General features: G+C 61.2%; 19 protein-coding genes. 5 read left to right on the plus strand and 14 right to left on the minus strand.

The genetic code is table 11. The annotated features are described in order from the left end of the window. Positions 1-8: 8 nt before the first annotated feature. The 4 genes from M2367_RS10885 to M2367_RS10900 all read right to left on the minus strand — a co-directional run bounded on the left by M2367_RS10885 (position 9) and on the right by M2367_RS10900 (position 3,915). Positions 9-1,148, minus strand: a complete 1,140-nt coding sequence (locus M2367_RS10885; RefSeq protein ID WP_259236678.1) for a homogentisate 1,2-dioxygenase — start codon at positions 1,146-1,148, stop codon at positions 9-11. Between the two features lie 71 nt (positions 1,149-1,219). Then, positions 1,220-2,317 carry a 4-hydroxyphenylpyruvate dioxygenase gene (gene hppD, locus M2367_RS10890; protein WP_259236679.1) on the minus strand — a complete coding sequence of 366 codons (1,098 nt, stop codon included), beginning with the start codon at positions 2,315-2,317 and terminating at the stop codon, positions 1,220-1,222. A gap of 213 nt (positions 2,318-2,530) precedes the next feature. Continuing rightward, positions 2,531-3,271: an HAD family hydrolase gene (locus tag M2367_RS10895; protein WP_259236680.1), complete on the minus strand. Its 741-nt coding sequence runs from the start codon at positions 3,269-3,271 to the stop codon at positions 2,531-2,533. After that, complete coding sequence (locus M2367_RS10900) at positions 3,271-3,915, minus strand: TIGR01621 family pseudouridine synthase (protein ID WP_259236803.1); 645 nt, start codon at positions 3,913-3,915, stop codon at positions 3,271-3,273. The genes M2367_RS10895 and M2367_RS10900 overlap by 1 nt, the downstream gene beginning before the upstream one ends. A gap of 94 nt (positions 3,916-4,009) precedes the next feature. Here M2367_RS10900 and M2367_RS10905 point away from each other — a divergent pair, with 94 nt between their 5' ends. Next, positions 4,010-5,602, plus strand: coding sequence for a GGDEF domain-containing protein (locus M2367_RS10905; RefSeq protein WP_259236681.1), 1,593 nt, complete (start codon positions 4,010-4,012; stop codon positions 5,600-5,602). 114 nt (positions 5,603-5,716) lie between these two features. Here M2367_RS10905 and M2367_RS10910 read toward each other — a convergent pair whose 3' ends face one another. From M2367_RS10910 to M2367_RS10920, 3 genes are read right to left on the minus strand one after another with little or no spacing between them, the layout of a single operon-like run. Continuing rightward, entirely contained in the window at positions 5,717-7,120 is a 1,404-nt protein-coding gene (locus M2367_RS10910; protein WP_259236682.1) for a coniferyl aldehyde dehydrogenase, read from the minus strand. A gap of 19 nt (positions 7,121-7,139) precedes the next feature. Next, a complete protein-coding gene (locus M2367_RS10915; protein WP_259236683.1) occupies positions 7,140-8,549 on the minus strand; it encodes a hypothetical protein in 1,410 nt (469 codons plus the stop codon). 45 nt (positions 8,550-8,594) lie between these two features. Next, positions 8,595-10,379, minus strand: a complete 1,785-nt coding sequence (locus tag M2367_RS10920) for a DUF1302 domain-containing protein (RefSeq protein WP_259236684.1) — start codon at positions 10,377-10,379, stop codon at positions 8,595-8,597. A 172-nt stretch (positions 10,380-10,551) separates the two neighbouring features. On the opposite strand from M2367_RS10920, the gene M2367_RS10925 reads away from it, so the two are divergent. The 4 genes from M2367_RS10925 to M2367_RS10940 all read left to right on the plus strand — a co-directional run bounded on the left by M2367_RS10925 (position 10,552) and on the right by M2367_RS10940 (position 15,057). Further along, positions 10,552-11,463, plus strand: a complete 912-nt coding sequence (locus M2367_RS10925) for a LysR family transcriptional regulator (protein WP_259236685.1) — start codon at positions 10,552-10,554, stop codon at positions 11,461-11,463. Between the two features lie 286 nt (positions 11,464-11,749). Continuing rightward, complete coding sequence (locus M2367_RS10930; protein WP_005904184.1) at positions 11,750-12,406, plus strand: Bax inhibitor-1/YccA family protein; 657 nt, start codon at positions 11,750-11,752, stop codon at positions 12,404-12,406. A gap of 129 nt (positions 12,407-12,535) precedes the next feature. Next, positions 12,536-14,692, plus strand: a complete 2,157-nt coding sequence (gene yccS / locus M2367_RS10935) for a YccS family putative transporter (protein ID WP_259236686.1) — start codon at positions 12,536-12,538, stop codon at positions 14,690-14,692. Between the two features lie 20 nt (positions 14,693-14,712). After that, positions 14,713-15,057 (plus strand): TusE/DsrC/DsvC family sulfur relay protein, encoded by a 345-nt coding sequence (locus M2367_RS10940; protein WP_042043788.1) that lies wholly within the window; start codon positions 14,713-14,715, stop codon positions 15,055-15,057. An 82-nt stretch (positions 15,058-15,139) separates the two neighbouring features. On the opposite strand, the gene dedD is transcribed toward M2367_RS10940, so the two are convergent. From dedD to M2367_RS10975, 7 genes are all read right to left on the minus strand, one after another. Then, the gene (dedD, locus tag M2367_RS10945) at positions 15,140-15,868 is read right to left on the minus strand and encodes a cell division protein DedD (protein ID WP_259236687.1); all 729 of its coding nucleotides are present in this window, start codon (positions 15,866-15,868) and stop codon (positions 15,140-15,142) included. A gap of 50 nt (positions 15,869-15,918) precedes the next feature. Then, the gene (folC, locus tag M2367_RS10950; RefSeq protein WP_259236688.1) at positions 15,919-17,187 is read right to left on the minus strand and encodes a bifunctional tetrahydrofolate synthase/dihydrofolate synthase; all 1,269 of its coding nucleotides are present in this window, start codon (positions 17,185-17,187) and stop codon (positions 15,919-15,921) included. Positions 17,188-17,189: 2 nt separating this feature from the next. Beyond that, positions 17,190-18,053, minus strand: a complete 864-nt coding sequence (gene accD / locus M2367_RS10955; protein WP_259236689.1) for an acetyl-CoA carboxylase, carboxyltransferase subunit beta — start codon at positions 18,051-18,053, stop codon at positions 17,190-17,192. 118 nt (positions 18,054-18,171) lie between these two features. After that, positions 18,172-18,981, minus strand: coding sequence for a tRNA pseudouridine(38-40) synthase TruA (gene truA, locus M2367_RS10960; RefSeq protein ID WP_042043783.1), 810 nt, complete (start codon positions 18,979-18,981; stop codon positions 18,172-18,174). Between the two features lie 108 nt (positions 18,982-19,089). Beyond that, entirely contained in the window at positions 19,090-21,138 is a 2,049-nt protein-coding gene (locus tag M2367_RS10965) for a FimV/HubP family polar landmark protein (RefSeq protein ID WP_259236690.1), read from the minus strand. Positions 21,139-21,383: 245 nt separating this feature from the next. Continuing rightward, positions 21,384-22,400, minus strand: a complete 1,017-nt coding sequence (locus M2367_RS10970; RefSeq protein WP_259236691.1) for an aspartate-semialdehyde dehydrogenase — start codon at positions 22,398-22,400, stop codon at positions 21,384-21,386. Between the two features lie 130 nt (positions 22,401-22,530). Then, the gene (locus M2367_RS10975) at positions 22,531-23,658 is read right to left on the minus strand and encodes a 4-phosphoerythronate dehydrogenase (protein ID WP_259236692.1); all 1,128 of its coding nucleotides are present in this window, start codon (positions 23,656-23,658) and stop codon (positions 22,531-22,533) included. Positions 23,659-23,857 lie beyond the last annotated feature (199 nt).

Below are 23,857 nucleotides of genomic sequence, written 5' to 3' on the forward strand. Positions count from 1 at the left end.
GGTTGGGGCTATTTCGGCAGTGGCTGCCAGCTGTTGACATACTGGCCATTCTCGACCCGTTCGCACAGATCCCCGACCTGCAGGGCATCCCGGGTATCGAGCATCACGGCCACCTCGTCGGTGAACTTCTTGGCATAGGCCTGCCCTGCCGCGAACGCCTTGGGGTGCGGACCATGGGTGAAACCGGCCGGATGAAAGGTGACCATGCCTTTTTCTATGTTGTCGCGGCTGAAGAAGTCGCCCGCGTGATAGAAGAGCACCTCGTCAAAATCATCGTTGCTGTGATAGAAGGGCACCCGCAACGCACCGGGGTCGCTCTCTATGGGGCGCGGCACGAAGGTACAGACCACGAAGCGGCTCGCCACAAAGGTGGAGTGCGCCGAGGGTGGCAGGTGGTAGCGATGGCTCATCAGCGGACGGATATCACGCCAGTTGATCTTGACCAGGGTCAGATCCCCGTGCCAGCCAAGGGCATCGAGGGGGTTGAAGGGCCAGGTCACCACAGAGACCTGATTGTGGCGCTTGATCTGTAGCGACCAGGGCTGCTCATCTTGCTGGGCGAGAAACGCCTCGTCGATGGCAGGCACCACCAGGGCGGCCGAGTCGAAGATGGCATGATTGCCCACCAGCCCCTTGTCCGGCAGCTGATAGCTGTCATTGGTGGCCTCGATGAGCAGGATGAACAGGGGCTCGTGCGGCTCGATGCGCCACATGGTGCCTCGGGGGATCACCACATAGTCCCCATCGCGCAGGCTGAGGTGGCCATAGTCACAGAACAGTTCGCCACTGCCCTCGTGGATGAACAGCAACTCATCGCCATCGGCGTTGCGTACCAGGAAGGGCATCTTGTCCGCCAGCCGCCAGACCCGGTAACGACAGTGCACGTTATGGAGCAGATCCGGCACCACCCAGGGCGACAGCGAGTCTATCTCTGCATGGAGACCATTGAGATCGAAGGCCCTTGGTCGCAGCGGCCCCTCCCAGCTGATCCAGTCGGTCGGGGCATGCTTGTGATGCATGTGGGTGGCGGGACCGAAGAAGCCGGAGCGGCCGAGCTCCCGCTCAAAGATGGCCTGCTCGGGCAAGTCGGCATGAGCCTGGCGCGATGCCGTGCCCTCTCTATGGGGGAAGTTGATCCAGTTACGCATGACGGACTCCTTGCGCGGGGCTGATCCCGCCACGGGACAAGAGGTGAATCCCACATTGGCTCATCCCGACCTTATTGATCATTGAGCACACCCCGGCGGATCTGATCCAGCTCAATGGATTCGAACAGTGCCTGGAAATTCCCCTCGCCGAATCCTTCATTGCCCTTGCGCTGGATGATCTCGAAGAAGACGGGGCCTATCACAGTATCGGTGAAGATCTGCAGCAAAATGCCGTCCTTGGTAGGGGCGCCATCGATCAGGATGCTCAGCGCCCTGAGCGCCGCCAGATCTTCGTCATGACCGGCCACCCGCTCGTCGACCTTCTCGTAATAGGTATCAGGGGTCGACATGAAGGCGGTGCCCCTCTCCCTCAGGGTGCGGATCGTCTGGTAGATGTCCCTGGAGGCCATGGCGATGTGCTGTATCCCCTCCCCCTTGTACTGGCGCAGGTACTCCTCTATCTGGGACTTGTCGTCGGAGGACTCGTTGATGGGAATGCGGATCTTGCCGCAGGGGGCCGTCATGGCGCGGGAATGAAGACCCGTCAATTTGCCCTCGATGTCGAAGTAGCGGATCTCGCGAAAATTGCCGACTCGCTCATAGAAGTTCGACCAGACATCCATGTTGCCACGCTGCACATTGTGGGTCAGGTGATCTATTTCGTAGAGCCCGGCGTCAACCGCCTCCATCCGGGCCTGCCAGTCTGGGTGGAAGACGAAGTCGACATCATAGATGGAGCCGCGACTGCCATAGCGGTCCACAAACGACAGCGTGCTCTCGCCGATGCCATAGATGGCGGGGATGTTGAGCTCCATGGGCCCTATCTTGCCGACGAAAGTCTTGGCGCCCTGAGCCAGGGCGTACTGCTGCGCCTTGCCCGCATTGTCGACCCTGAACGCCATGCCGCACACGCTTGGACCATGGACGCTGGCGAACTGCTCAGCTTGGGAGTGCGGTTCGGCGTTGACCACAAAATTGATCTCCCCCTGGCGATAGAGCCAGCACTCTTTGTGTTTGTGGCGAGCCACTTCGGCGAAACCGAGGGAGACAAACAGGGCCTTGAGCGCGGCGATGCCTTTGCCATCAGGCGCCGTGTATTCGACAAACTCGAAGCCGTCTGTGCCGAGGGGATTGATGGTGTTGGCGGCGGTCGCCTTGGCTGCAATCATGGTGCGCTCCTTTGCACGAAATCAGGTTGAACATGGGTGTTAACAACTTGTTTCATTAGAGGTGCGCTGTCGCGGGAAGGAAAGAGGACAGGCTCAGATAGTCGGCGGGCTGAACGGGACAATGAATGTAAATAATAAGTTACATAAGCAATGGCAACGGGTAGTGACGGCCCCGCCCCCCATTCAGGCTGTCAGCTTTGGCTTACAAGAGGCTCAAGGGCGAGGGGGCAGCGCTGGCAGCCGCCACTGCTTGACCACAATATGGGGTAATCGAGTCCTGACACGGCGCAACAGGCTGGGCGCCGGATTGATTAGCCAGGCCACGCGGCCCAGACGCAGCAGCGGCAGATCGTGCAGGCTGTCACTCAGGCTGAGCGCGACCTTCAACCGGGCCATGACCGGGGTTATCTTGGCGGCGCCATGGCAGTAGTGGCGCGGGATCAAGCCACCCAAGGCATAACGCAGCCGGGTCGCCTCAATATGAGCAGGCCATGGCTTGCCGTCGGGCTCATGGGCCAGTGCCAAGGCAAGCTGGCCTCGCACCAGGGCCCGGGGACTGGCCGACACTATCCAGAGCCTGTGATGGTAGCCCGCCAGCAAGGCTCTGGCAGGAACAAAGAGCCCCGGACGGCTGGCGCTGTAAGCACGCACCCAGGCTCGCCAGGCCAGGGGAGAGAGACCCAAGGTAATGCTCCACCAGATGAGCGGGATCCCCCACCCTCTCCCCCTGGCAAATGACCTCCCAGGTAAAAAAACAAGCAGCGCCCCCAGGATCAGCAGAGGGAACAGCAGCAGCGGCCAGCGGCGCCTGACCAAGATGAAACGCAGCAGACCGGCATGGCTGTCACCCGGCGCCAGGGTGCCATCGAAGTCGGCCAGAATGAGACCCTCACCAATGGGCCCGAGTCCCCCTTCCCGCAGCGCGGGATCCTGGCTTGCGCCGGGCGCTGGCATCAGGGCGCCAGCCTTGCCATCGCCGCCGCCAGTTCAGGAGCGCTACATGCCGGACCTGGTTCGGGGGGGCACTCGAAGGCAAAAGGGGTATCCCAGAGGACAAAGTCGAGGCGCCATGCATGGAGATAACCGCGCTCAGCCGGGCTACCGCCATAGCGTTCATCACCCAGGATGGGGGCCCCTATGCTCTTCATGGCAACCCGGATCTGATGGGTCTTACCGGTCTGGGGCTTGATACGAAACAGGCGTAATCCTTCTCGCACCGGCGTGGAATCGAACCAGCTGATGGCGGGGTTCTCCAGGCTGCGGGTCAGCAGCCAGCTGCCACCTCGCCCCTTTTGCATGTCGCCCTTGATCCAGCCCTGCTTCTTCTTGGGTTTGCAGTCAGAAAGAGCCAGATACTGCTTGCTCACTTGCCGCTCCGCAAAGCTCATGCTCAGCGCCCGATTCGCCTGCGGGGTACGGGCCAGTAACAGCAGGCCCGAGGTCATCTTGTCGAGCCGGTGCACCGGATAGAGTTCGAGCCCGGTATCGGCTCGCACCAGGCTCACCAGACCCGCGTCTCCTCCTTCGTCATGCATGCCAATTCCAGGCCCTTTGTCGATGACCAGGAAGTGTTCGTTTTGTGACAGGATGCGATACATAGGCAACATTTTGACGTATTCTCATGGTAGTTGGCACTCAAACGTGCCCGATCATAACATCCCACACTGGCTCACAAATTGAAGACTCGCACGGATGATGAGATGCTTATTTTACTTGATCTTGCTCTGCCTTGAGACCATTCCCTCGGCCCAGGCCAGCGAAGATACTGCGCCCGGGGCAGACAGTGTTGTCTTGCAACTGCGCTGGCTACATCAACCCCAATTCGTTGGCTATCACATGGCCAAGGCCAAGGGCTTCTACGCAGAACTGGGCCTGGACGTCGAGATTCGTCAGGGGGGCAAGGGGCTGAGCCCGGTGGCAGAGGTGTTGAGCGGGCGGGCCGACTTTGGTGTCGGCAATACCGAGGTGTTGACCCAGTACGCCGAAGGGGAGTCCCTTCTGGCACTGGCGGCCATCTTCCAGCACTCTCCGTCCATTTTCCTCGCCCGGCGCGACAGCAATATTCTCACCCTTGCCGACATGCGTGGCAAACGCATCATGATGTTCCCCGAGCATCAGGACGCCGAGTTGCTGGCCACCCTCTTCTATCAGGGGATCCGCGAAGATGAGCTGATCCCGTTGCAGACCTCGGTCAACATCGATGATCTGGTGGAGCGGCGAGTCGACATCTTCAATGCCTATCTGAGCAACGAGCCCTTCTATCTGGAGGAGCGAGGCATCCCCGTCTCCGTCATCAGTCCACGCAACTACGGCGTGGATTTTTATAGCGACATCCTCTTTACCACCCAGGCGAACCAGGCCGAGCACCCCGAGAGGGTCGAGCGCTTTCGCGCTGCCAGCCTGCGCGGTTGGCAGTACGCCCTGGCCCACCCTCAGGAAGCCATCGCACTGCTGCGCGATCAATATGGGGTGGCTCGCTCCCAGGCACACATGGAGTACGAGCTGCAGGTCAGCAAGGAGATGATCCAGCCGCTCTATGTGGAAATGGGCTACATGAACCCCGCCCGTTTCGAACATATTCTCGACCAGCTGGTGGAGATAGGCCTCCTCAAACACAAGGTGCCCCTGACCGACTTTCTCTACCATGCCCCCTCAGCCCAATGGGTCTTCTGGCGCCCCTGGTTCATGCTGAGTCTGGCCGCCACTGCCTTGATCCTGGGGCTGGCCCTCTATCTGTGGCTATGCAACGATCGATTGAGCAAGGAGGTCGCCCTGCGCAAGCGGCGTGAAGCGGAGATCATGCAGCTCGCCCAGCGCGATCCCCTCACCGGCCTGCCCAATCGCCTCAGCCTGATGAACCGGCTGCACCAACAGATAGCCCAACCCACTCCAGGCTGCCTGCTGTTTTGCGATCTCGATGATTTCAAGCGCATCAATGACAACTTCGGCCACAGTCAGGGGGATGCCATCCTCTGTCAACTCGCCCATAGAATTACCCGCGCCATCGGCCATCACTGCTTCTTTGCCCGGTTGGCGGGGGACGAGTTTATCCTGCTGCTGCCCAGTTACAGCCTCAAGCAGGCTCACGATGTCGCCGAGGTGATCCGCCTCGCCATGGCTGCCCCCTTCGAGATAGACGGCCAAGCCATGCAGGTGGGGATCAGCATAGGCGTCAGTCACTATCAGAGTGGCTGGAGCGCAGAGCAGTGGTTGATCCAGGCTGACAAGGCCATGTACTGCGACAAAGGCGTGGCCCTCACCGCCCTGGCGGAACAGTCGGGCTGAGCCCCGACTCCCACTCAGAACAACACAGCAGGCCCGCATCACTGTGGGCCTGCTGTTTTCAAGATGCAGAGGTGCTGGCCGATCAATGCGAGATAGCGCCTCTCTTTTGCCCCCTCAGCGCAGCAAAAACGCGAGCACGCGATCGATGAGCTTGCCATATGGGGGAGCCAGCAGCCTCAATCCCGAAAAGCGGGCCTGGTAGAACACAGGGCGCAGTTTGGAGAAGGTCTCGAACCCCTCCTTGCCATGATAATGGCCCATGCCGGACTCACCGACGCCCCCGAAGGGCAGGTCATGCTGACCGACATGGAACAGGGCGTCATTGACCGAGACGCCCCCGGACATTATCCGCTCAAGTACCCGTTCAACCCGAGGGGCCTGATAGCTGAACGGGTAAACCGCCAAGGGTCGAGGCCCGGCGTTAACCCGCTCGATCACCTCGTCGAGTTGCCGATAACCGATCAACGGCAAGATAGGGCCGAAGATCTCCCTTTGCATCAGCAGGCAATCATCCGGCGCATTGAGCACCAGATGGGGAGCCAGTTTGCGGCTGACAGGATCCCACGAAGGCCCCTCCAGCAGAGGAATGAGGATTGCCCCCCGAGCCCGCGCCTCCTCCAATGCGTGCAGCAGCCGCTCGAAGGCACCCGAGTCGATGATGCTGGTGTAGTCCGGCGCATCGAGGTGCGGGTAGCGAGCCGCCACGATGCGCCGCGCCAATGACACGAACTCATCGATACGATCCTGCGGCAGATAAGCATGATCGACAGTGGTACACACCTGACCTGCATTGACAAACTTGGCATACAAGATGCGCTCGGCGGCGGTGTGCAGGGGAAAATCATCACAGACAATGGCCGGCGCCTTGCCCCCCAATTCCAGAGTGACAGGGCACAGGTTCTGGGCCGCGGCGGCCATCACCGCGCGCCCCGTCTGGCCAGATCCGGTAAACAGCAGATGATCGAATGGAAGGCGGGAGAAGGCGATGCCCACCTCGCCGCTCTCTTCGAAAAATTGCAGCTTCTGGGGCGGGAAGTAATCCGGCATCCGCGCGATCAGCAACTGGGCGAGATGGCGGGAGTGCTCGCTCATCTTCACCATGGCGCTGTTACCGGCGGCGAATATATAGGTCAACGGCAACAGACTGAGATTGAGCGGGAAGTTCCACGGCACTATCACCCCAACCACCCCAAGGGGCTGCGGGATCACCCGGTTGCGCGCACCGAGAAACACCAGGCGATCGATGCCGCGCCGCTGGGGACGCATCCAGCGGCGCAGATGTTTCAAGGCGTGGCTGATGCCATCGATGACCGGAAAGACCTCCAGCAACATCGTCTCGTGATAGGAGCGATGGCCATAGTCGGCACTGATGGCCTCGGCAATCGCCTCCTTATGGTCACGCACGAAGCGCTGCAGGCTGAGCAGATCGGCGCGGCGCTGTGCATAATCTGGCCCAGGCCGCCCTTGACGGGCGGCGCGCTGCATTGCCAATGCCGATGCCAACTGTGTTGTCATCATATTTGCTCCTCAGCCATCGCTAGCGTTGCTCGATCAGGCAAGGCAGCGCTGTCTCGAAGGCCGAAGTCGACAGATAACGGCCACGGGGGTAGTACTCACCCATGTCCTTGGCTTCATCCCCGGGCTTGCCGACATTCTGCACCGCATGCTGGAACTGGCCGGTGCCGAGCATATGACGCAGTTGCAGCACAGTCACATCGGCATCACCGGCACCATCACCATCATCGGCCATCGGCAGCCAGGCGACACCGCACTGGGGAGTGGCATTGCGCGGCCTGTCTTCGGCACGGCTGACCACTATGGTGTAATAACCATCCGGCCCCACTGGAATATTCTCATCCTGAACGCAGTCGTTGACGCGAGTATTGGCAAAGCCTTGATTCGAGCAGAAGGACCAGTAGCGCAGATCCCCCTCCCCCATCTTGCTCTCACCGGCCAGGGTTTTCGGCGTAGTCGGCGCCTTGCCGCGCACCACGAACACCTTGCCCAACTTGCGATTAAGAATGGTGCGGATGTACTGGTTATCGAGGTTGGGGTAGAAGCCACCCTCGCTGCGCCTGGCATCCACCTTGAGCGGTTCACCGGTATAGATGGCGTAGAGCGCCTCCCGATCCAGTTGCTGGTACCAGGTCGGCGGGTTGGTCGCCGGGGCTGCAGGGCCACGCTTGGCGGCGGCGTTGAGCAGCGCCTGATACTTCTCCATCGGCACCGCCATGGCGGCAGAGTCCAGCTGCAGCGGCTGGCGGGTTCGCAGTGCCGGGCAGGCTTCGGCCCCCTTGAGCACCTTGCCATCGGCCAGGGTCAGTACGGGGGTCGGCAGGCCCACGCCTCCCGTCTCATCCTGCCCCCGATCGGCGGCATAGATGCGATACAGGACAGTTTGCTGACCCGGGCCTTTGCCGTACTTGGGGGCGTGCAGGCTGTCGCGACTTTCACCCACCAGGTTCATGCCCGTCTTCTGCTTGGGATCCGGCTTGGCATCGATGACGTTCAGGCTATAAGAACGGGCACTGCCAGTACGATCGGCCCCGGTCAGGAAGGGGTTGATCGCCCCCTCTTTCGGTTTGATCAGATAGTCGGCCACCGATTCTAGGGGGCGGCCGGCTTCGTCATAGCTGATCAGCGACATATAGCGTGAGTGGGGGTACTGCCCTTCGAGAGAGAGCTTGGCCCCTTCGGGGATGGTGAACACCGCGGCCCAGTAGAAGGTAGCCGCATCCGGGTAGGCGATGTTGATGTAGGGATCGGCGCTGGCCGGGCCCCGGGCCCAGAAACAGCTACGCGGTCCCGGGATAGGATCTTTACCGGCCGAGATGGCCTTGATGCCCTCCTCGACGGCCTTGGCCTGATCCCAGGCGAAGGCGTTGTTGCACAGACCAGCCAGCAGGGCCAGCGCGGTCAGATGACGGAGAGTAGGAGTGAGATTCATCGTTTACCTCGTTGATTAAATTAAAATGCGGCTTCTTTTGACAGATCAGAACTGCATGCCAAGGGTGGCCTGGGCGACACTGCGGTCGCGCAAGTTGTTGTAGTCACCACCCCAGATGGGTAGCCAGGCTATCTCGGCGGTATAGGCCCTGTTCAACACGGCCTTGAGGGAGAGGATGGCGAACTTGCGATCCTCGAGTATGGTGCCGTCTTCACTCCAGCCAGAGAGATCGTGGCCGAAGAACAGAGAGGGAATAAGATTCACGCCGCTGACCACATTCTGATAGACGAGATTGGCCTGCACCCTGTAGCCATAGGCTTGCTTCGAGACATAGCCATCGCTCGAGCACTGCACGCTTGAACCGGTGCAGTCGCCGTTGACCGGCCCCTGCCCGAACACATCGGAACGACGAAAACGCACGCTATCCACATCGGGCAGATCGGGCACCAGCCGGTAGATCCCCTGGATCCCGAACTGACCCTTTGCCGCGCCAAGCACTGCGTTGAATGGCATGCTGCTGCCTAGTTGCAGCTGCATCGACTTGTGGCGCTCGTAGCCATGGAAGCTCTCGCCCGGAGCCAGATTGTCGATCTGAGGGCGCAGCGGCGTCGCCCCTCCCTTGCTGGTAAAACCGCTCAGGATATCGACCGCGTTGTACTGAAATGGCTGATTGGGTCGGTAAGCCAGCTCGCCAAACAGGCTGGTATCTTCCAACTTGCTGTCAAATGAGAGGGCATACATGCGGATATCTTCCGGATACTCGGTGAAGTACTGGGGGTTCTTGCCGCCGGGATCCCCCGGGAGCAGCGGTGGACCCGCGGGACGCTCTGACTTGACCGCACTGTAGTAGCTGGAGCGGGAGTGAAACTGGGCCGCATAGAGACCAAACTCGGTATTGAGTGCATCGACTCTGTGCTTGAGGGCAACGCCGAACTGGCCACTGTTGGAGGGGTCCTGCGTATCGGCCCGGTTGACCACGACGCCATTGTTGATGGCCTGCGGATCCGAGGCGTTGCCTATGGTGATGACATCACAGCCCTGCGCCACGAAGTCAACCTGGGAATAGAAGATACCGCACTGATTGGGGGAGTTCGGCGTGAATGCGAACTGCCAGAATGCCTCCAGGGCCGTGCTCGGCGTCAGTTCGGCGCGGATAAAGATCGCCGGAATGGGGATCCGTGTCTCCTCGTCCCGCTTGACGCCCGGGCGCAGCTCGGCCGGGAAGTCCACCGGCATCAGATCCCGCAGGCCACCGAAGGCATAATACTGATTGCCCCAGTCGATGCGCTGCCAGCCAAGCTTCCAACTCACCGGGATCTCGGCTATCAGATTGCGACCGAAGACATTGGCATCGTTGAACACAGCCCCAGCAAACTTGGATCGGGTGGCGGCGCCCTCGTCCGAGAGCGGCTCCCCCCCCTGATAACCACCGGGAGAGTTGCCCCAGGCCACGGGTCCCTTCTCCAGGCCTACGTCATACCAGGCCTTGCCACTGAGTTCGACGCCATAATTATCCCTGGTATAGGTAAGATGGAGCCAGCCCTTGGCCACCTTATAGACGGAATCACCACGGTCGTAGTTAAGGTCACCATCATCCTGATTGCGACCACTGCTCGCCCCGTCATGGATCCCCACTGCCGTGGCATTGGCACCGTATACCAGAGAGGGATCGCGATTGTCGGTACGAATGGAGGTCCCCATGGTCATGGCACCGTTAATCACAAAGTTGCCGCCAGCCCCCTCAAACTCAACCCCCTGAGCCGTGCCCGGCAGGGCGAGGAAACTCGCCACGTTCAGTAGCGGGATCACACATAGCATGGTGTTACGCATCTTGTTGCTCCACAAATCCATTTGTGTCTGACCGGACCCGGTTTGCCCGGCTGGTCTGCCTACAATCGCGCCCTAGTGCCTAGGTCGACGAAATTGTTAAATCATTGTGAACAACTCGCACTCTGTGTTTCAATGACCAATACGCCCATAACCATGCACGGTATGCATATCGATGATGCTATCCCGCGAAATTGATTACTTCTTGCTGGTATGCGATTACCGCAACATCGCCAAAGCCGCAGACGAGCTGGGCATGAGCCAGTCGGCACTGACCCGGGCCATTCAGCGGCTCGAGTCACAGCTTGGTACCACCCTCTTCGTGCGCACCTCACGGGGTGTCGAGCCGACCCCTGTCGGTGAGGTGTTGCGCAAACACAGCGAGCATGCCCGGGTAGCCATGCAAGATGCCGAGCACGAAATCACCCAGATGACCGCAGGCTTGCGAGGCCGGGTCCGGATAGGGGTCGGTCAGACCCTCGCCCGCCATATCAGCCAGCGCCTGCTGTCGCGATTGATCCATGACAGGCCCGGCGCCCGGATCCAGATCCAGGTGGCCTTTAGCGCCGAATTGTTCGAGCTGGTCGAGGCCGGCGCGCTCGATTTTGCCGTGACCGGTCTGCCGGATGTCCTGCCCGCCAATCTGCTGGCCCGCCCCCTGACGCAGATAGAGATGTGCGTCGTCGTGCGCAGCGGCCACCCGCTCACCAAGATAGCGGCGCCCGGTATCAGCGACTTGCTCCCCTACCGGAGCGCCGCACCGCGCCAGGATGTACATGCCCGCCGAGTGGCCGAACAGATCCTGGCGAGCCATGGCTCGGACCTGCACCATGTCATGCTCGAATCCAACTCCTGGGAGACCATACTCGAGACGGTCTCAAGCACGGATCTGTTCACCCTGGCGCCCTGGTATCACGACTTTGAGCAACAGTGGGCAGGCCGATTGCAGCGCATCGATATCCCCGAGCTGACCCGCCAGCAGACCATAGGCCTGGTGCAGCGCCAGGATGCCTATGTCTCATCTCTGGCCGAGCGGGCGATGGCGCTGCTCATGAGTGGCGAATGGTCGCTGCCTCCCGAGCAGTGATGCCCTGGTGTGTGGTCGAAGGATATGAGGATCCCGGTAGCTGGCACCCGCAGGCTGGTCGGTATGAGGGAGAGGCCGACCTTCGCCAGAGGGTGAAACCGACGCGGGTTGGTCGGGGAGTCAACCAGCCCTTGTTCAGATACAATACATAATGGCTCTGGAATAGTGTTGCCAGGCATCTGGGGGTCGACTTGAAATTGCTTCTCGTCATCCCCATTTGTTCTCCATACAATAGGTTGAAGGGACGACTGGTTTCGTCCTCCCCAGTACCAACGAGGAAAACAAGATGGATACCCGTTCTGTCTATACCGGCACCCAGGGTGCCGTGCGTGATACCAACAAGGTGCTGCGCAATACCTACATGCTGCTCTCCCTGACCCTGGGCTTCTCTGCCATCGTCGCCGGGGTAGCCACTGTGATGAACATGCCGCCCCTGCACTGGGCCATCTTCCTGGTTGGCGTCTATGGTCTGATGTTCCTGACCGAAAAGAACCGCGACAATGGCATGGGCCTGGTATTCACCTTCGCCCTGACCGGCCTGCTCGGTTACAGCCTTGGCCCCATCATCAACATGTACATGAACAATGGCGGCGGCGAGATAGTGATGACGGCGCTGGGCGGCACGGCGCTGACCTTCTTCGGTCTGTCTGCCTATGCCCTGACCACCAAGCGGGATCTCTCCTTCATCGGCGGCATGCTGTTCGTCGGTTTCTGGGTGCTGCTGGTGGCCATGGTCGCCAACATCTTCCTGCAGATGAGCGCCCTGAGCCTGGCCCTGTCCGCCATGTTCATGCTGTTCTCATCCGGTGCCATCCTGCTGACCACCCAGCAGATAGTGCGCGGCGGCGAGACCAACTACATCTCTGCGACCGTGACGCTCTATGTGTCCATCTACAACATCTTCCTGAGTTTGCTCAGCCTGCTCGGCGGCAACCGCAACTGATGACCACCAACCCCGCTTCGGCGGGGTTTTTTATTGCATGCTCCCCGGCCAGCCTGATCCAAATCAGGGTCATTTGATGGCGTTCGCGTTACACTGCTGACCTCGTATCGCAAGAGACTCTCTGCCCCCATGCCTGTTGAATACTCCGGCCTGCTGCGCCGCCTGCTCACCGACAGCCATGTCTACTTTGCCCTCAAGGTACTCATCGCCATACTGGGTCTGCTCGCCATCGCCCTCGTCGTGGGCGACATCCAGCTCACCGTGCGGCTCTCCCTCGGGGTGGTCGCCGGGGCCATCGCCGAAACCGATGACAGCCTCTGGGGACGGGTCAAGAACCTGACCATGACGCTGTCTTGCTTCTTATTCGCCTCCCTCTGCGTCCAGTATCTGTTTCCGACACCCTGGTTGTTTGCCCTCGGGCTGGCGGGCTCCACCTTCCTGTTCGTCATGGTCGGCGCCCTGGGGCAACGTTACGCCACCATCAGCTTCGGCTCGCTCTTGATCGCCATCTACACCATGCTGGGGGCCGCCAAGGCGCCGGATCTCTTCTACCAACCACTGGTGCTGACTGCTGGCGCCCTCTGGTACGGGGTGGTGTCGCTCATCTGGCTCTGGCTCTTGCCCTACAAGACACTGCACGAACAACTTGCCCAGAGTTACTTTGCCCTCTCCCGCTACCTGCGGGAGAAATCCCGCTTCTTCCCCGCCGATGAACATGGCGCCCAGGCCATTCGCCACAACCTGGCCCAGCTCAATATTCAGCTGGTCGGCTCCCTCAATCTCACCAAGACGGCCCTCAATGCCAGGCTGCACAGTCAGCGCCGCCAACCGGCCCCCGAACTCACGGGTCTATTGCGCCTCTATCTGCTGGCCCTTGAGATGCACGAGCGTGCCACCTCGAGTCACTACCCCTATAGCCAGCTCGAGGCCGAGCTGAAGCAGGGGCTGGTCATCGATGGCTTCCAGGAGGTGCTGCTGCAACTGGCGGAAGCCTGCCAACAGCTCGGCTACGCCATCCTGGTGCACAGCCCCTACCGCCATCCCAAACGCATTCGCTGGGCTTTGGAGGCCCTTGGTGATCAGCTCGAGTTCACCCATCTCAAGCAGCACTATCCCAAGAGCCTGCTGACACCGATGAAGTTCCTGCGCCGCAATCTGGCCAGCATCAATCAGCTGCTGACCAGCGCCGAGGAGCTGCAGAACCCGTCGGCGACGCAAGGAAGCCTGCCCCCCCTGGCCAGGCCGCCGCACATCCCCCTGCTGACCCAGTTGCGCCAGCACCTGAGCCTCGACTCCATGGTATTTCGCCATGCCTTGCGGCTGTCGCTCGGACTGGTGGTGGGTTATGGCATCTTGCAGGCCTTCCACCTGGACAAGGGTTACTGGATCTTGCTGACAGTGCTCTTTGTCTGCCAACCCAGCTACAGCGCGACCCGTCGCCGCCTGATGCAGCGCATGCTCGGCACCTTCGCAGGCCTGCTGGTCGGCGTGCCCATTCTCTGGCTGCTGCCCACTCTCCATGGTCAGCTGGTGGTGATGGGGCTGGCCGCCTTCTTGTTCTTCACCCAGGTGCGCAGCAACTACAGCGCCGCCGTCTGCTTCATCACCCTCTATGTGTTGATGGCCTTCAACCTGCTCGATGGCATCGGCTTCGCCATCCTGGGGCCCCGCCTGCTCGACACCCTGCTCGGCTGCCTGCTCTCCTATGCCCTGGTCGCCTGGCTCTGGCCTGACTGGCAGTACAAGCGCCTGCCGCAGCTCATCGCCAACTCGCTGTCGGCCAATGCCCGCTATCTGGAAGCCGTGCTCGCCAGCTTGCACCTGCGCCGCGATGAATCCCTCGACTACCGCATCGCCCGCAAGAATGCCCACCTGGCCGACAGCGAACTGGCCATGGCCTGGCAGAGCATGCTGGTCGAACCCCAGCGCCGACGCCGCTTCCTGGATCTCTGTTTCACCCTGACCTGGCGCAACCATGCCCTGCTCTCCTACATCTCGGCGCTGGGTGCCCACCGGGATCAACTCGAACCCATCCCAGGGCTCAGCCAGATCAGCCGCCACCTGAGTCATACCCTGGCCCTGGCCGCGGGCCAGCTGGCCGGTGATGACCCCCTGGCGGAGCAAGCCAGCTGTCCCCTGCCCACCCAGGAGAGCACGGAGGAGCAACTGATGCTGAGCCAGCAGTTGAATCTCATCAGCCAGCTGGCCGATGAGCTGCTGGCGCTGGCCAACCAGAGCCGGTTGCTCGCGGCGTCCCAAGACGCTACCATGCCGACCCCATCCTGACTTGCCCCAAGGAGGCACGCATGTCTGATAATCCGGTGCTGACATTCAACGGGCGCACTATCGAGACCGATACCAAGGGCTATCTGCTCAATGTGAATGACTGGAGTGAGGAGCTGGCCGTGGTGCTAGCCGCCCAGGAGAGTATCGAGCTGGGCGAATCCCATTGGGAAGTGGTGCGCTTCGTGCGGGCCTTCTATCTGGAGTTCAATACCTCCCCCGCCATTCGCGCCCTGGTCAAGGCGATGGAGAAGCAGTTCGGCCCCCAGAAGGGCAACAGCCGCTATCTCTACAAGCTGTTCCCCCTGGGACCCGCCAAGCAGGCGACCAAGATAGCGGGTCTGCCCAAGCCGGTGAAATGCATCTAAGACAGCCAATAAAAAGACCGCGCCAAGGCGCGGTCTTTTTATTTGAGCTCTGTGTACATATGTCGGTGACTATCCCCTCTCATCAGGGGTTATACGCCACCACTGAGCCGCTCAGGCCGGTCTGCTGGCTCACCTTGGCCTGGATGCTCTGCAGCTTGGCCTTGGAGACATCCGGGCCGATGAAGACCCGGTTGATCTGACCCTGTACCGGAGTACGGGGCACCGTATGGGCCGAGTAACCCGAGGCTCGCAACTTGCTCACCAGCGCATTGACGCTGTCCTTGTTGCGGAAGGCGCCAAGCTGGAGGATCCAGCTGCCCTGAGCCGGTGCCGGGGCGGCCTGAGCCACCAGCTGCTTGCTCTGCAGCAGATCGTCCATGCTCTTGATCTGTGGCTTGACGGGCTCCGGCTTGACCTGAGGCTTGGGCTTTGGCACGGGCTTGGGTTGCACCTTGGCCGGCTCTGGCTGCTTGGCCACCACGGGCTCCGGCTTGACAACCGGCGGGCTGACCACGTGCGGCGCGCCACCTTGCTGGCCCAAGGTAACAGGGGACGAGACCTCCTCGACCTGCCACTGTTCGGCGGCCCTGGCCTGCTGCTTGCTCGCCTCATGATCGCTGGGCAGGGTACTGGCGGCAGAGACCTGAAGCGCGGGCTTGGCGGGCTCGAGCTCGGGGCGCAGCGGGATAGTCGCGAACGCCTCATCCTTTTGCGCAATTTTCTGGCCATCGAGCATATCCGGCAAGAAGATGACCACCAGAGCCACCAGGATAACCGTGCCCACCAATCTGTTTTGGAACTTAGAAGCCAAACCTTACTCCTACCCTTGTGTTGCTATCCAGCCCGGCGCCCGTGGCGCATTCAGGCCGGTTGTGTCGCCAGAATATCGGCGACAGTGTAAAACGATCCAAAGACAATGACCACATCAGCGGGACTCGAGTCAGCCAGTGCCTGCTGATAGGCCTCGGACACGGCATCATATTGGGTCACGCTCCCCTTCCCCTGCCCCAGGGCATCCGCCAGCTGGCCTGCGGTCGCGGCCCGCGGCCCGGTGAGGCTCGCCAGATACCAGCAATCAACCAGGCCATCGAGCTCGGCAAGGGACCCCGCCATGTCTTTGTCCTTGAGCATGCCGACCACGGCGCGGCGTACCCCGCGGCACGGGATGGCGCTCAACTGACTGGCCAGATAGGCCGCAGAGTGGGGATTGTGGGCCACATCGACGATGACCAGCGGATCCGTCTGCAAGCGCTGCATCCGACCCGCAAGACGCGCCTCACTCAAGCCCTGGCGAATGGCTGACTCGGGCAACGTCAGTCCGAGCCGCTCCAGGGCGGCCAGCACTGTCACCGCATTCATCAGCGGCAAGGCGGGAATTGGCAGGCCTTGGTAGCATTGCAGCCCCCGATAATCCCAGCCAGCCGCGGCATCGTCATGGGCTTGACCACTGAAATCACGGCCTACCTGATAGAGATGAGCGCCCAGGCGCGCCGCTTCGCTGGCAATGGTGGCGGGGGGATTGGGCTCACCGCTGATGGCGGCTCGCCCCTTGCGGTAGACCCCAGCCTTCTCCACCGCCACTGCCTCGCGGGTATCGCCGAGCCAGTCGCAATGATCCAGGGCGATGCTGGTGATCATGGCCACATCGGACTCCACCACATTGGTGGCATCGAGCCGGCCCCCCAGTCCTACCTCCAGCAATACCACATCCGGGGCATGGCGGCGAAACAGCCAGAGCGCGGCCAGGGTGGCAAACTCGAAGAAGGTGAGCGCTATCTCGGCGCGGGCCGTTTCCACCTCGGTGAAGGCGGCGCAGTGCTCCTGCTCGCCCAGCTCCTGGCCATCGAGGCGCACTCGCTCGGTAAAACGCAGCAGATGGGGGGATGAGTAGACCCCGACCCGGTAACCGGCGGCCATCAGGATACTGGCCGCCATGGCACAAGAAGAGCCCTTGCCATTGGTACCGGCGACGGTGAGCACCTTGCCGGGCAAGGTGGTCAGCCCCATGCGCCGTGCAACGATGCCGACCCGTGTCAGACCCATGTCGATGTTGACCGGATGGATCTGCTCCAAATAAGAAAGCCAGTCGACCAGCGACCGGCTTTGAGATTGTTGCATGTTTGAACTCATGTTCAGTCTTCGACGACCTGGGTATTCATCAGCTTGGCGAGCAAGCTGGCCAGACGATCGCGCATCTCGCGGCGGTCGATGATCATGTCGATGGCACCCTTCTCCAGCAGGAACTCGGAGCGCTGGAAGCCTTCTGGCAGCTTCTCGCGCACCGTCTGCTCGATGACACGGGGGCCGGCAAAGCCGATCAGCGCCTTGGGCTCACCCACGTTGATGTCACCCAGCATCGCCAGACTGGCAGAGACGCCACCCATGGTCGGATCGGTCAGCACCGAGATATAGGGCAGACCCGCCTTGGTGAGCCTGTCCAGCGCCGCACTGGTCTTGGCCATCTGCATCAGGGAGAACAGGGCTTCCTGCATCCGCGCCCCACCGGAAGTGGAGAAGCAGACCAGGCCGCGGCCCTCCTTGATGCTCTCCTCGACGGCGCGCACGAAGCGGGCACCGACCACGGAGGACATGGAACCACCGATGAAGGAGAACTCGAACGAACAGGCGACGACAGGCACCCCTTTAAGGGTTCCCTTCATCACCACCAGCGCATCTTTTTCCCCCGTCTCTTTCTGGGCGGCGGACAAACGATCCTTGTAGCGCTTGGAATCCTTGAATTTCAAAATATCCTGCGGCTCCAACTCGGCGCCGATTTCACTGCGACCATCTGCGTCGAGGAAACACTCGAGGCGGGCACGGGCGGTAATGCGCATGTGATGGTTACATTTGGGGCAAACCTCAAGGTTGCGCTCCAGCTCTGCCCGGTAGAGCACCTGTTCACAAGATCCGCACTTGGTCCACACCCCTTCCGGGATGTTATGACGACGGGGGGTAGTGATCTTGCTCTTGGGAAGGATCTTCTCAAGCCAGCTCATGGAATTCCTTAATGCTTTTGTGCCTGACAATACGCATCGAGCCTTGATAGTTCAATGACTTACGGCTCGATGGCAATAAACGACGGATCATTAAACCACAATTTTTCGGGCGCAGTTACTAAAAACTGGTCGTACCCGGTGCCGAGTCCGGCAGCCAGAGCGGGCCGAGCGGCAGCCTGGGCAGCCCCTGTTCGGCGGGATAATCGACGTCGACCAGATAGAGACCACCGGCTTTGGCGGTGGGGCCTGCCATGTCGCGATCCTTGGCGGCCAGCACCTCGGCTATCCACTCCACGGGTTTGAGTCCCTGCCCCACCAGCAGCAAGGAGCCGGTGACGTTGCGTACCATGTGGTGCAAGAAGGCATTGGCACGGATATCCAGCACTATGTAGGGGCCGCTGCGACTGACGCACAGATGGGTCACATTGCGCCAGGGGCTCTTGGATTGGCAACCCGCGGCGCGAAACGAGGTGAAATCCCGCTCGCCGAGCAGGCTCTGGCCCGCCTGATGCATCAGGGCCGCGTCCAGAGTCTCGTGGTAGTGGCTGACGCCGCTGCCGAGGATGGCGGGGCGGAAGTTGTGGTTATAGATGACATAGCGGTAGCGACGGGCGGTGGCGCTGAAGCGGGCATGGAAGCCCTCATCCACCTCCTTCACCCAGCGCACCCCGATGTCGGGGGGCAGGTTGGAGTTCACGCCGAGCGTCCAGGCGCTCTCGCTGCGGATGGCCTGGGTATCGAAGTGGATCACCTGACCGGTGGCATGCACCCCGGCGTCGGTGCGCCCGGCGCACTGTATGCTCACCTCGTGGTTGGCGATGCGGCTGAGGGCCTTCTCCAGCTCCTGCTGGACGCTGATCACTTCCCGTTGACGCTGCCAGCCAAAATACCGGCTGCCGTCATATTCAATACCTAAGGCAATTCGCATGAGTCTTATTATCGCTCTGTGAGAGAAAACGCGGCGAATTATACCCACACCGCCGCCAATATCCCAAAAGAAGGGCGACCCTGGGGTCGCCCTGCTTGCATCCGGCCATCAGGCCAACCGCTTGAGCAGCTTCTCGGCCTCGCTGCGTTGCTTGTCGTTGCCCTGCTCGGACGCCTCGACCAGCAGCTCGCGGGCGCTCTCCTTGTCATCTATCTCGAGGTAAGCCCGGGCCAGATCCAGCTTGGCACCCACGCCGCCATCATCGGCATCCACGTCGAAGCCGCCAGACTCTGGCAATACCTCGGGGAAACCATCCAGCCCCACATTCAGGGAGAAGCCCTGGTACGGCTCCTGCTCGTTCTGGTTGGCATTGGCATCGGCCAGCAGGCTGTCTATCTCGACAAAATCATCGGCCGCGGCCTGGGCCCTGGGTTTGAGCTCCTCGCTAGGCTCGACTTGTGCGAAGGCATCCTCGAAATCGGCAAGGGCCAGCTCATTGGGATCCTTGACAGGCTCAGGGCTCATGCCCCACTCAGCCAGCAATTCGTCGGCGGTCTGGGATGCTTGATGGACACTGGGCGCCGGCTCGTCGTCCAGGCTGGTGTCGAGGTCGCTGAAGTCCAGCTCCGGCAGATCATCCTCGTCACGGGCCCCACGGCCAGCGGGGGATTGGGCGGCGAAGCGATCCTCTTCGGCATCAAGCTCGGCATTGAGATCCGCAAACAGGGCGGCCTGCAGCTCCTCCTCGCTCATCAGTGCCTCATCGGCAGCCGGGTTGAACTCGCTGGCGAGATCCATCTCGGGCCGCTCGGGTCGCTCAAACTGCTCGTCGGCGGCGAGATCAAGCTCGGGCACCAGCTCAGGATCCCGCATCTCGGACTCCCGCACCTGCTCCCCTTCGTCGCTAAAGACCAGATCCAGATCCTCAGGCTCATGAGCTGCGGCTTCATTGAGGTAGGGCGCGGCACGGGCGACAGGCTCTTCATCAATGTCGGCGCCGATGAGCTGATCGAACTCGCTCATCTCCTGCCCCATCACCACGGAGGTGGTCTCGGAGAGGTTCTTCTCCTGCTCTTCCAGCTCGCGGCGAGCACGGGCCCGCAGCCAGAGGGTCACCAGCGCCAATACCAGCAGCACGGGCAACAGGATGACCATGGCCAGGTTCAGAGGGGATGCGAGCAAGTCCGTCAGCCAATTCTGGGGCGGGGGGACAACGGCCACAGGTGGCACGGGATTGGCCCTGAGCTCGGCCACCTCTTTTTGCAAGACAAGCTGATCTTGCAGCTGCGCCTTGAGGGTCTCGACCTCTTCGGTCAGGGACTGCAACCGCAGCTTGAGCCTGTGGTTCATCTCGGTGACTTGACCTAGCTGGGCATTGGCATCTTCCAGTGCCAGGGCCATCTCGGTACCCGGCTTGGCCTGAACGGTTTCAGTGGCGACCGGCAAGGGCGCAGGGGCACCGCTGGCGGCATTGGCCAATACCGGTACCGTTGGCTGTGCGCCGCTGGCGAGGGGGTTGACCTCACCGGCAGCCTTGGCGGCGGTCACCGCCAACACCGGGGCCACAACCGGGGCAGGAATGGGGGCAGCCGATGGGGCGGCGGGCTTGGTGGCTGGCTTGACAGGCTGCCTGGCCTGGGGCTGGGCACTCTGCTTGCTGGCGAGATACTTGGGACTCAAGCCTTTCCAGCTGGCGTTATCGCTGTTGAAACGTTGGCGAGCCTGGGCGTCCGTATGGCGGCGCGCTTCGGCTTCGCTTGGCAGGGTGATGCTGGACCCCACCAAAATATGATTGATGTTGCCATCGGCGAAGCTGCCGGGGTTCTTGTCATAGATGGCAACCATGGTCTGATAGACGCTCACCCGATTGGAGGGGCGATGCTTGCTCGCGAGACTCCAGAGCGTATCGGTGGGACGAACCGGGCCATAGCGGCGGCCGCTCTGAGGGGCTGCTGCTTGTGGCTGGCGCACAGGCTGGGCCTGACGCTGCACCGGCGTCGCGGGCTGAGTCGGCTGGATCACCTGACTGGCAGGCTCATCCGGTCCCTTCAACTCCACGAAGAAGGGATCCCGGCTGGCCTCTTCGGCAGAAGCAGAAGTGGTGTTGAGCAGACTTAACGCGAGAAGCGTCGCCAGTGTTATGCGGGATTGTCCCATGTTCGTTCCTTCGTATGACGGCCTATCACATTGAAAAATCTGGATAGTTGCCCCAAAACAGTCGGTTCAATATAAATCAGGCTCGAGTCTCAAGCCAGTCATCCGACGCAAATAGCACCCAATTCGTGCCCGAGTGTAGGGGCAAAGTTAATTAATTGATATTAAGGGGGAATGTCGAGGCCGCTTCCTGCAACTTCGATCACACTCGGCCCCCCTTGGACGAGAGGCCGAGTGTCGACAGGAACTTACAGGTAGTCGCGGATCAGCAATTCGGCAATTTGCACACTGTTGGTTGCCGCGCCCTTACGAACGTTATCGGCCACGATCCACATATTAATACCGCAAGGGTGAGAAATATCCTGACGGATACGACCAACCATGACGTCATCCTGACCGGTGGCGTCGCCAACCGGGGTCGGATAGCTGGCATCCTCGTCAAACAGGCTGATACCGGGGGCCTCGCGCAGCAGCGCTTTAACCTGCTCGGCATCCAGGGGTTGATGCAGCTCGACGTGCAGCACCTCGGCGTGGCAGTAGAACACGGGCACCCGCACACAGGTGGGGTTCACGGCGATGCTGACATCCCCCAGGATCTTCTGGGTCTCCCACACCATCTTCATCTCTTCACGGGTGTAGCCGTTGTCGGTGAACTCATCGATCTGCGGGATCAGGTTGAAGGCGATCTGCTGAGGGTAGAGGCTGGGCTCTACCGGCAGGCCGTTGAGCAACTTGGCGGTCTGGCCAGCCAGTTCGCTCACCCCCTCCTTGCCCGACCCCGAGACCGACTGATAGGTCGCCACATTGATGCGGGCAATGCCCACCTCGTCATGCAGGGGCTTGAGCGCCATCAGCATCTGTATGGTGGAGCAGTTCGGGTTGGCGATGATGTTGCGATTGCGAAAATCGGCCAGGGCATCCGGGTTCACTTCCGGAATGACCAGAGGCACATCGTCTTCATAACGGAAACAGGAGGTGTTATCGATGACGATACACCCCTGTTCGGCGGCGATAGGCGCCCACTTGGCGGACACCTCGGATCCTGCGGAGAAGAGGGCTAGCTCGACCTTGCTCCAGTCGAACTCTTCCACATCCAGAATATCGAGGTGCTTGCCACCAAAACGCACTGTGTCACCGGCGCTGCGGCTGGAGGCCAGGGGATAGAGGGTGGCGACCGGGAAGTTTCGCTCTGCCAGGATCTCGATCATGGCTTGACCCACGGCGCCACTTGCGCCCAATACCGCTACGTTAAACTGCTGGCTCATCATTCTCTCCTCTTAAATGATCAGGAGGGCTCTGAGCCCTCCTGCGGCAGGACGAGTCCTGCTTATCTATGACTGTAAATCGGTGGTACTTGTCATTCGCGCTGGCAAAAGCCAAACGCCCGGCATGGGGTCAGGGTTGGCAGTCAAATCCCAGTGCCACCAGGGCTGGGGATGCGGCAAAGGGACCGCTCAGACGCAGGGCCGACAGCTCACGCCGCTCCGGGTAGTCCTTTCGCTGACCATCGAAGCTGCCCTGAATGCCGAGTCGGTTCCGAAAGCGGGCATCATCGCGGCGCACATCGTAAATCAGATGGACCAACTGCTTGATCAGGCCCTGATCAAGCTCTCGTCCAGGCGTGAGCTCGCTCACCTCCGGGGCGGGCAGCAACTTGTGCAGATCCCCGCGCGGATTGCGTCCCGTCTGCTGGCAGAGAGCCTGATAGAGCATCCAGGTACCGCGCGCCTTGCCCTCCAGGCTGTAACCGGCAATATGGGGCGTGGCAAGCTCGGTATGCGCCACCAGCGCCGCCAGAATATGGGGCTCGTTTTCCCACACATCCATCACCAGCCGCAGCGGGCGTTCACCGCGCTGGCGGGTGAGCAGGGCCTGATTGTCCCACACCTCACCCCGTGACGCATTGATGAGGATCTGCCCGGCTGGACAAGCGGCTATGTGGGCGGTATCGAGCAGGTGGTAGGTCGCATCGGGCCCCTCAGAGGTGATGGGCACATGGAAGCTGACGATGTCGGCCGACAGGGCTGTCTGGTAGTCGACAAACTCGTGCCCCTCACCCGTCTGCGCCCTCGCCCGGGGGGGATCGCAGCGCAGCACCTTCATGCCGAGCGCTTCGGCCTTGCCCGCCACGCACTCTCCCGTGTTGCCCGCCCCTATCACGGCTAGGCTCATGCCCGCCAGGGTCAGCTCATAACGCTCGGCCAGCACCAACAGGGCGGAGAGCACATAATCCCCCACCGACTGCTTGTTGCAACCGGGGGCACTGAAGAAGGGGATATTGCGCGTCGCCAACAAGGCCTTGTCGATATGATCCGTGCCTATGGTCGCGGTGCCAATGAAGCTCAGCCGCGGGCAGTCGGCGAGCAGGCTGGCATCCACCCGGGTCACGGATCGCACCAGCAGCACGTCGGCATCCTGCAGATCCGCCGCGCTGATATGCCGCCCGGGCAAGGGGACCACCTCGCCAAATTCGGCAAACAACTCGCAGGCATGGGGCATATTTTCATCGACGACGATCTTCATTGGGCTCTCTTCATGTTCAAGACTGATGTGCGCAATCGGCCAGGGGCGCGCCATTCTAGCCCATACAGGCCAAGTGGTCAGACACTTATTCGTCTCTCTTCTGCCGCCACAGTCGCTTCGCCCCCCTGACCCGCACAGGGCAACTGACTGATGGTGCCCCTGATTTGTAACACCATGTTGTTGGCCGCCTCTCGCGACT

Origin of the sequence: Aeromonas sp. BIGb0445 (genome assembly GCF_024809075.1) — a bacterium.
Lineage (GTDB): Bacteria > Pseudomonadota > Gammaproteobacteria > Enterobacterales > Aeromonadaceae > Aeromonas > Aeromonas rivuli.

Excerpts from the sequence above, each read along its gene's own strand:
- M2367_RS10900 (WP_259236803.1), bottom strand. The coding sequence starts at position 3,915 with ATGTATCGCATCCTGTCACAAAACGAACACTTCCTGGTCATCGACAAA.
- M2367_RS10965 (WP_259236690.1), bottom strand. The coding sequence starts at position 21,138 with ATGGGACAATCCCGCATAACACTGGCGACGCTTCTCGCGTTAAGTCTG.
- M2367_RS10925 (WP_259236685.1), top strand. The coding sequence starts at position 10,552 with ATGATGCTATCCCGCGAAATTGATTACTTCTTGCTGGTATGCGATTAC.
- M2367_RS10915 (WP_259236683.1), bottom strand. The coding sequence starts at position 8,549 with ATGAATCTCACTCCTACTCTCCGTCATCTGACCGCGCTGGCCCTGCTG.
- M2367_RS10895 (WP_259236680.1), bottom strand. The coding sequence starts at position 3,271 with ATGCCAGCGCCCGGCGCAAGCCAGGATCCCGCGCTGCGGGAAGGGGGA.
- M2367_RS10970 (WP_259236691.1), bottom strand. The coding sequence starts at position 22,400 with ATGAGCCAGCAGTTTAACGTAGCGGTATTGGGCGCAAGTGGCGCCGTG.
- folC (WP_259236688.1), bottom strand. The coding sequence starts at position 17,187 with ATGAGTTCAAACATGCAACAATCTCAAAGCCGGTCGCTGGTCGACTGG.
- M2367_RS10975 (WP_259236692.1), bottom strand. The coding sequence starts at position 23,658 with ATGAAGATCGTCGTCGATGAAAATATGCCCCATGCCTGCGAGTTGTTT.
- M2367_RS10905 (WP_259236681.1), top strand. The coding sequence starts at position 4,010 with ATGATGAGATGCTTATTTTACTTGATCTTGCTCTGCCTTGAGACCATT.
- M2367_RS10940 (WP_042043788.1), top strand. The coding sequence starts at position 14,713 with ATGTCTGATAATCCGGTGCTGACATTCAACGGGCGCACTATCGAGACC.
- yccS (WP_259236686.1), top strand. The coding sequence starts at position 12,536 with ATGCCTGTTGAATACTCCGGCCTGCTGCGCCGCCTGCTCACCGACAGC.
- truA (WP_042043783.1), bottom strand. The coding sequence starts at position 18,981 with ATGCGAATTGCCTTAGGTATTGAATATGACGGCAGCCGGTATTTTGGC.
- M2367_RS10885 (WP_259236678.1), bottom strand. The coding sequence starts at position 1,148 with ATGCGTAACTGGATCAACTTCCCCCATAGAGAGGGCACGGCATCGCGC.
- M2367_RS10920 (WP_259236684.1), bottom strand. The coding sequence starts at position 10,379 with ATGCGTAACACCATGCTATGTGTGATCCCGCTACTGAACGTGGCGAGT.
- accD (WP_259236689.1), bottom strand. The coding sequence starts at position 18,053 with ATGAGCTGGCTTGAGAAGATCCTTCCCAAGAGCAAGATCACTACCCCC.
- M2367_RS10930 (WP_005904184.1), top strand. The coding sequence starts at position 11,750 with ATGGATACCCGTTCTGTCTATACCGGCACCCAGGGTGCCGTGCGTGAT.
- M2367_RS10910 (WP_259236682.1), bottom strand. The coding sequence starts at position 7,120 with ATGATGACAACACAGTTGGCATCGGCATTGGCAATGCAGCGCGCCGCC.
- hppD (WP_259236679.1), bottom strand. The coding sequence starts at position 2,317 with ATGATTGCAGCCAAGGCGACCGCCGCCAACACCATCAATCCCCTCGGC.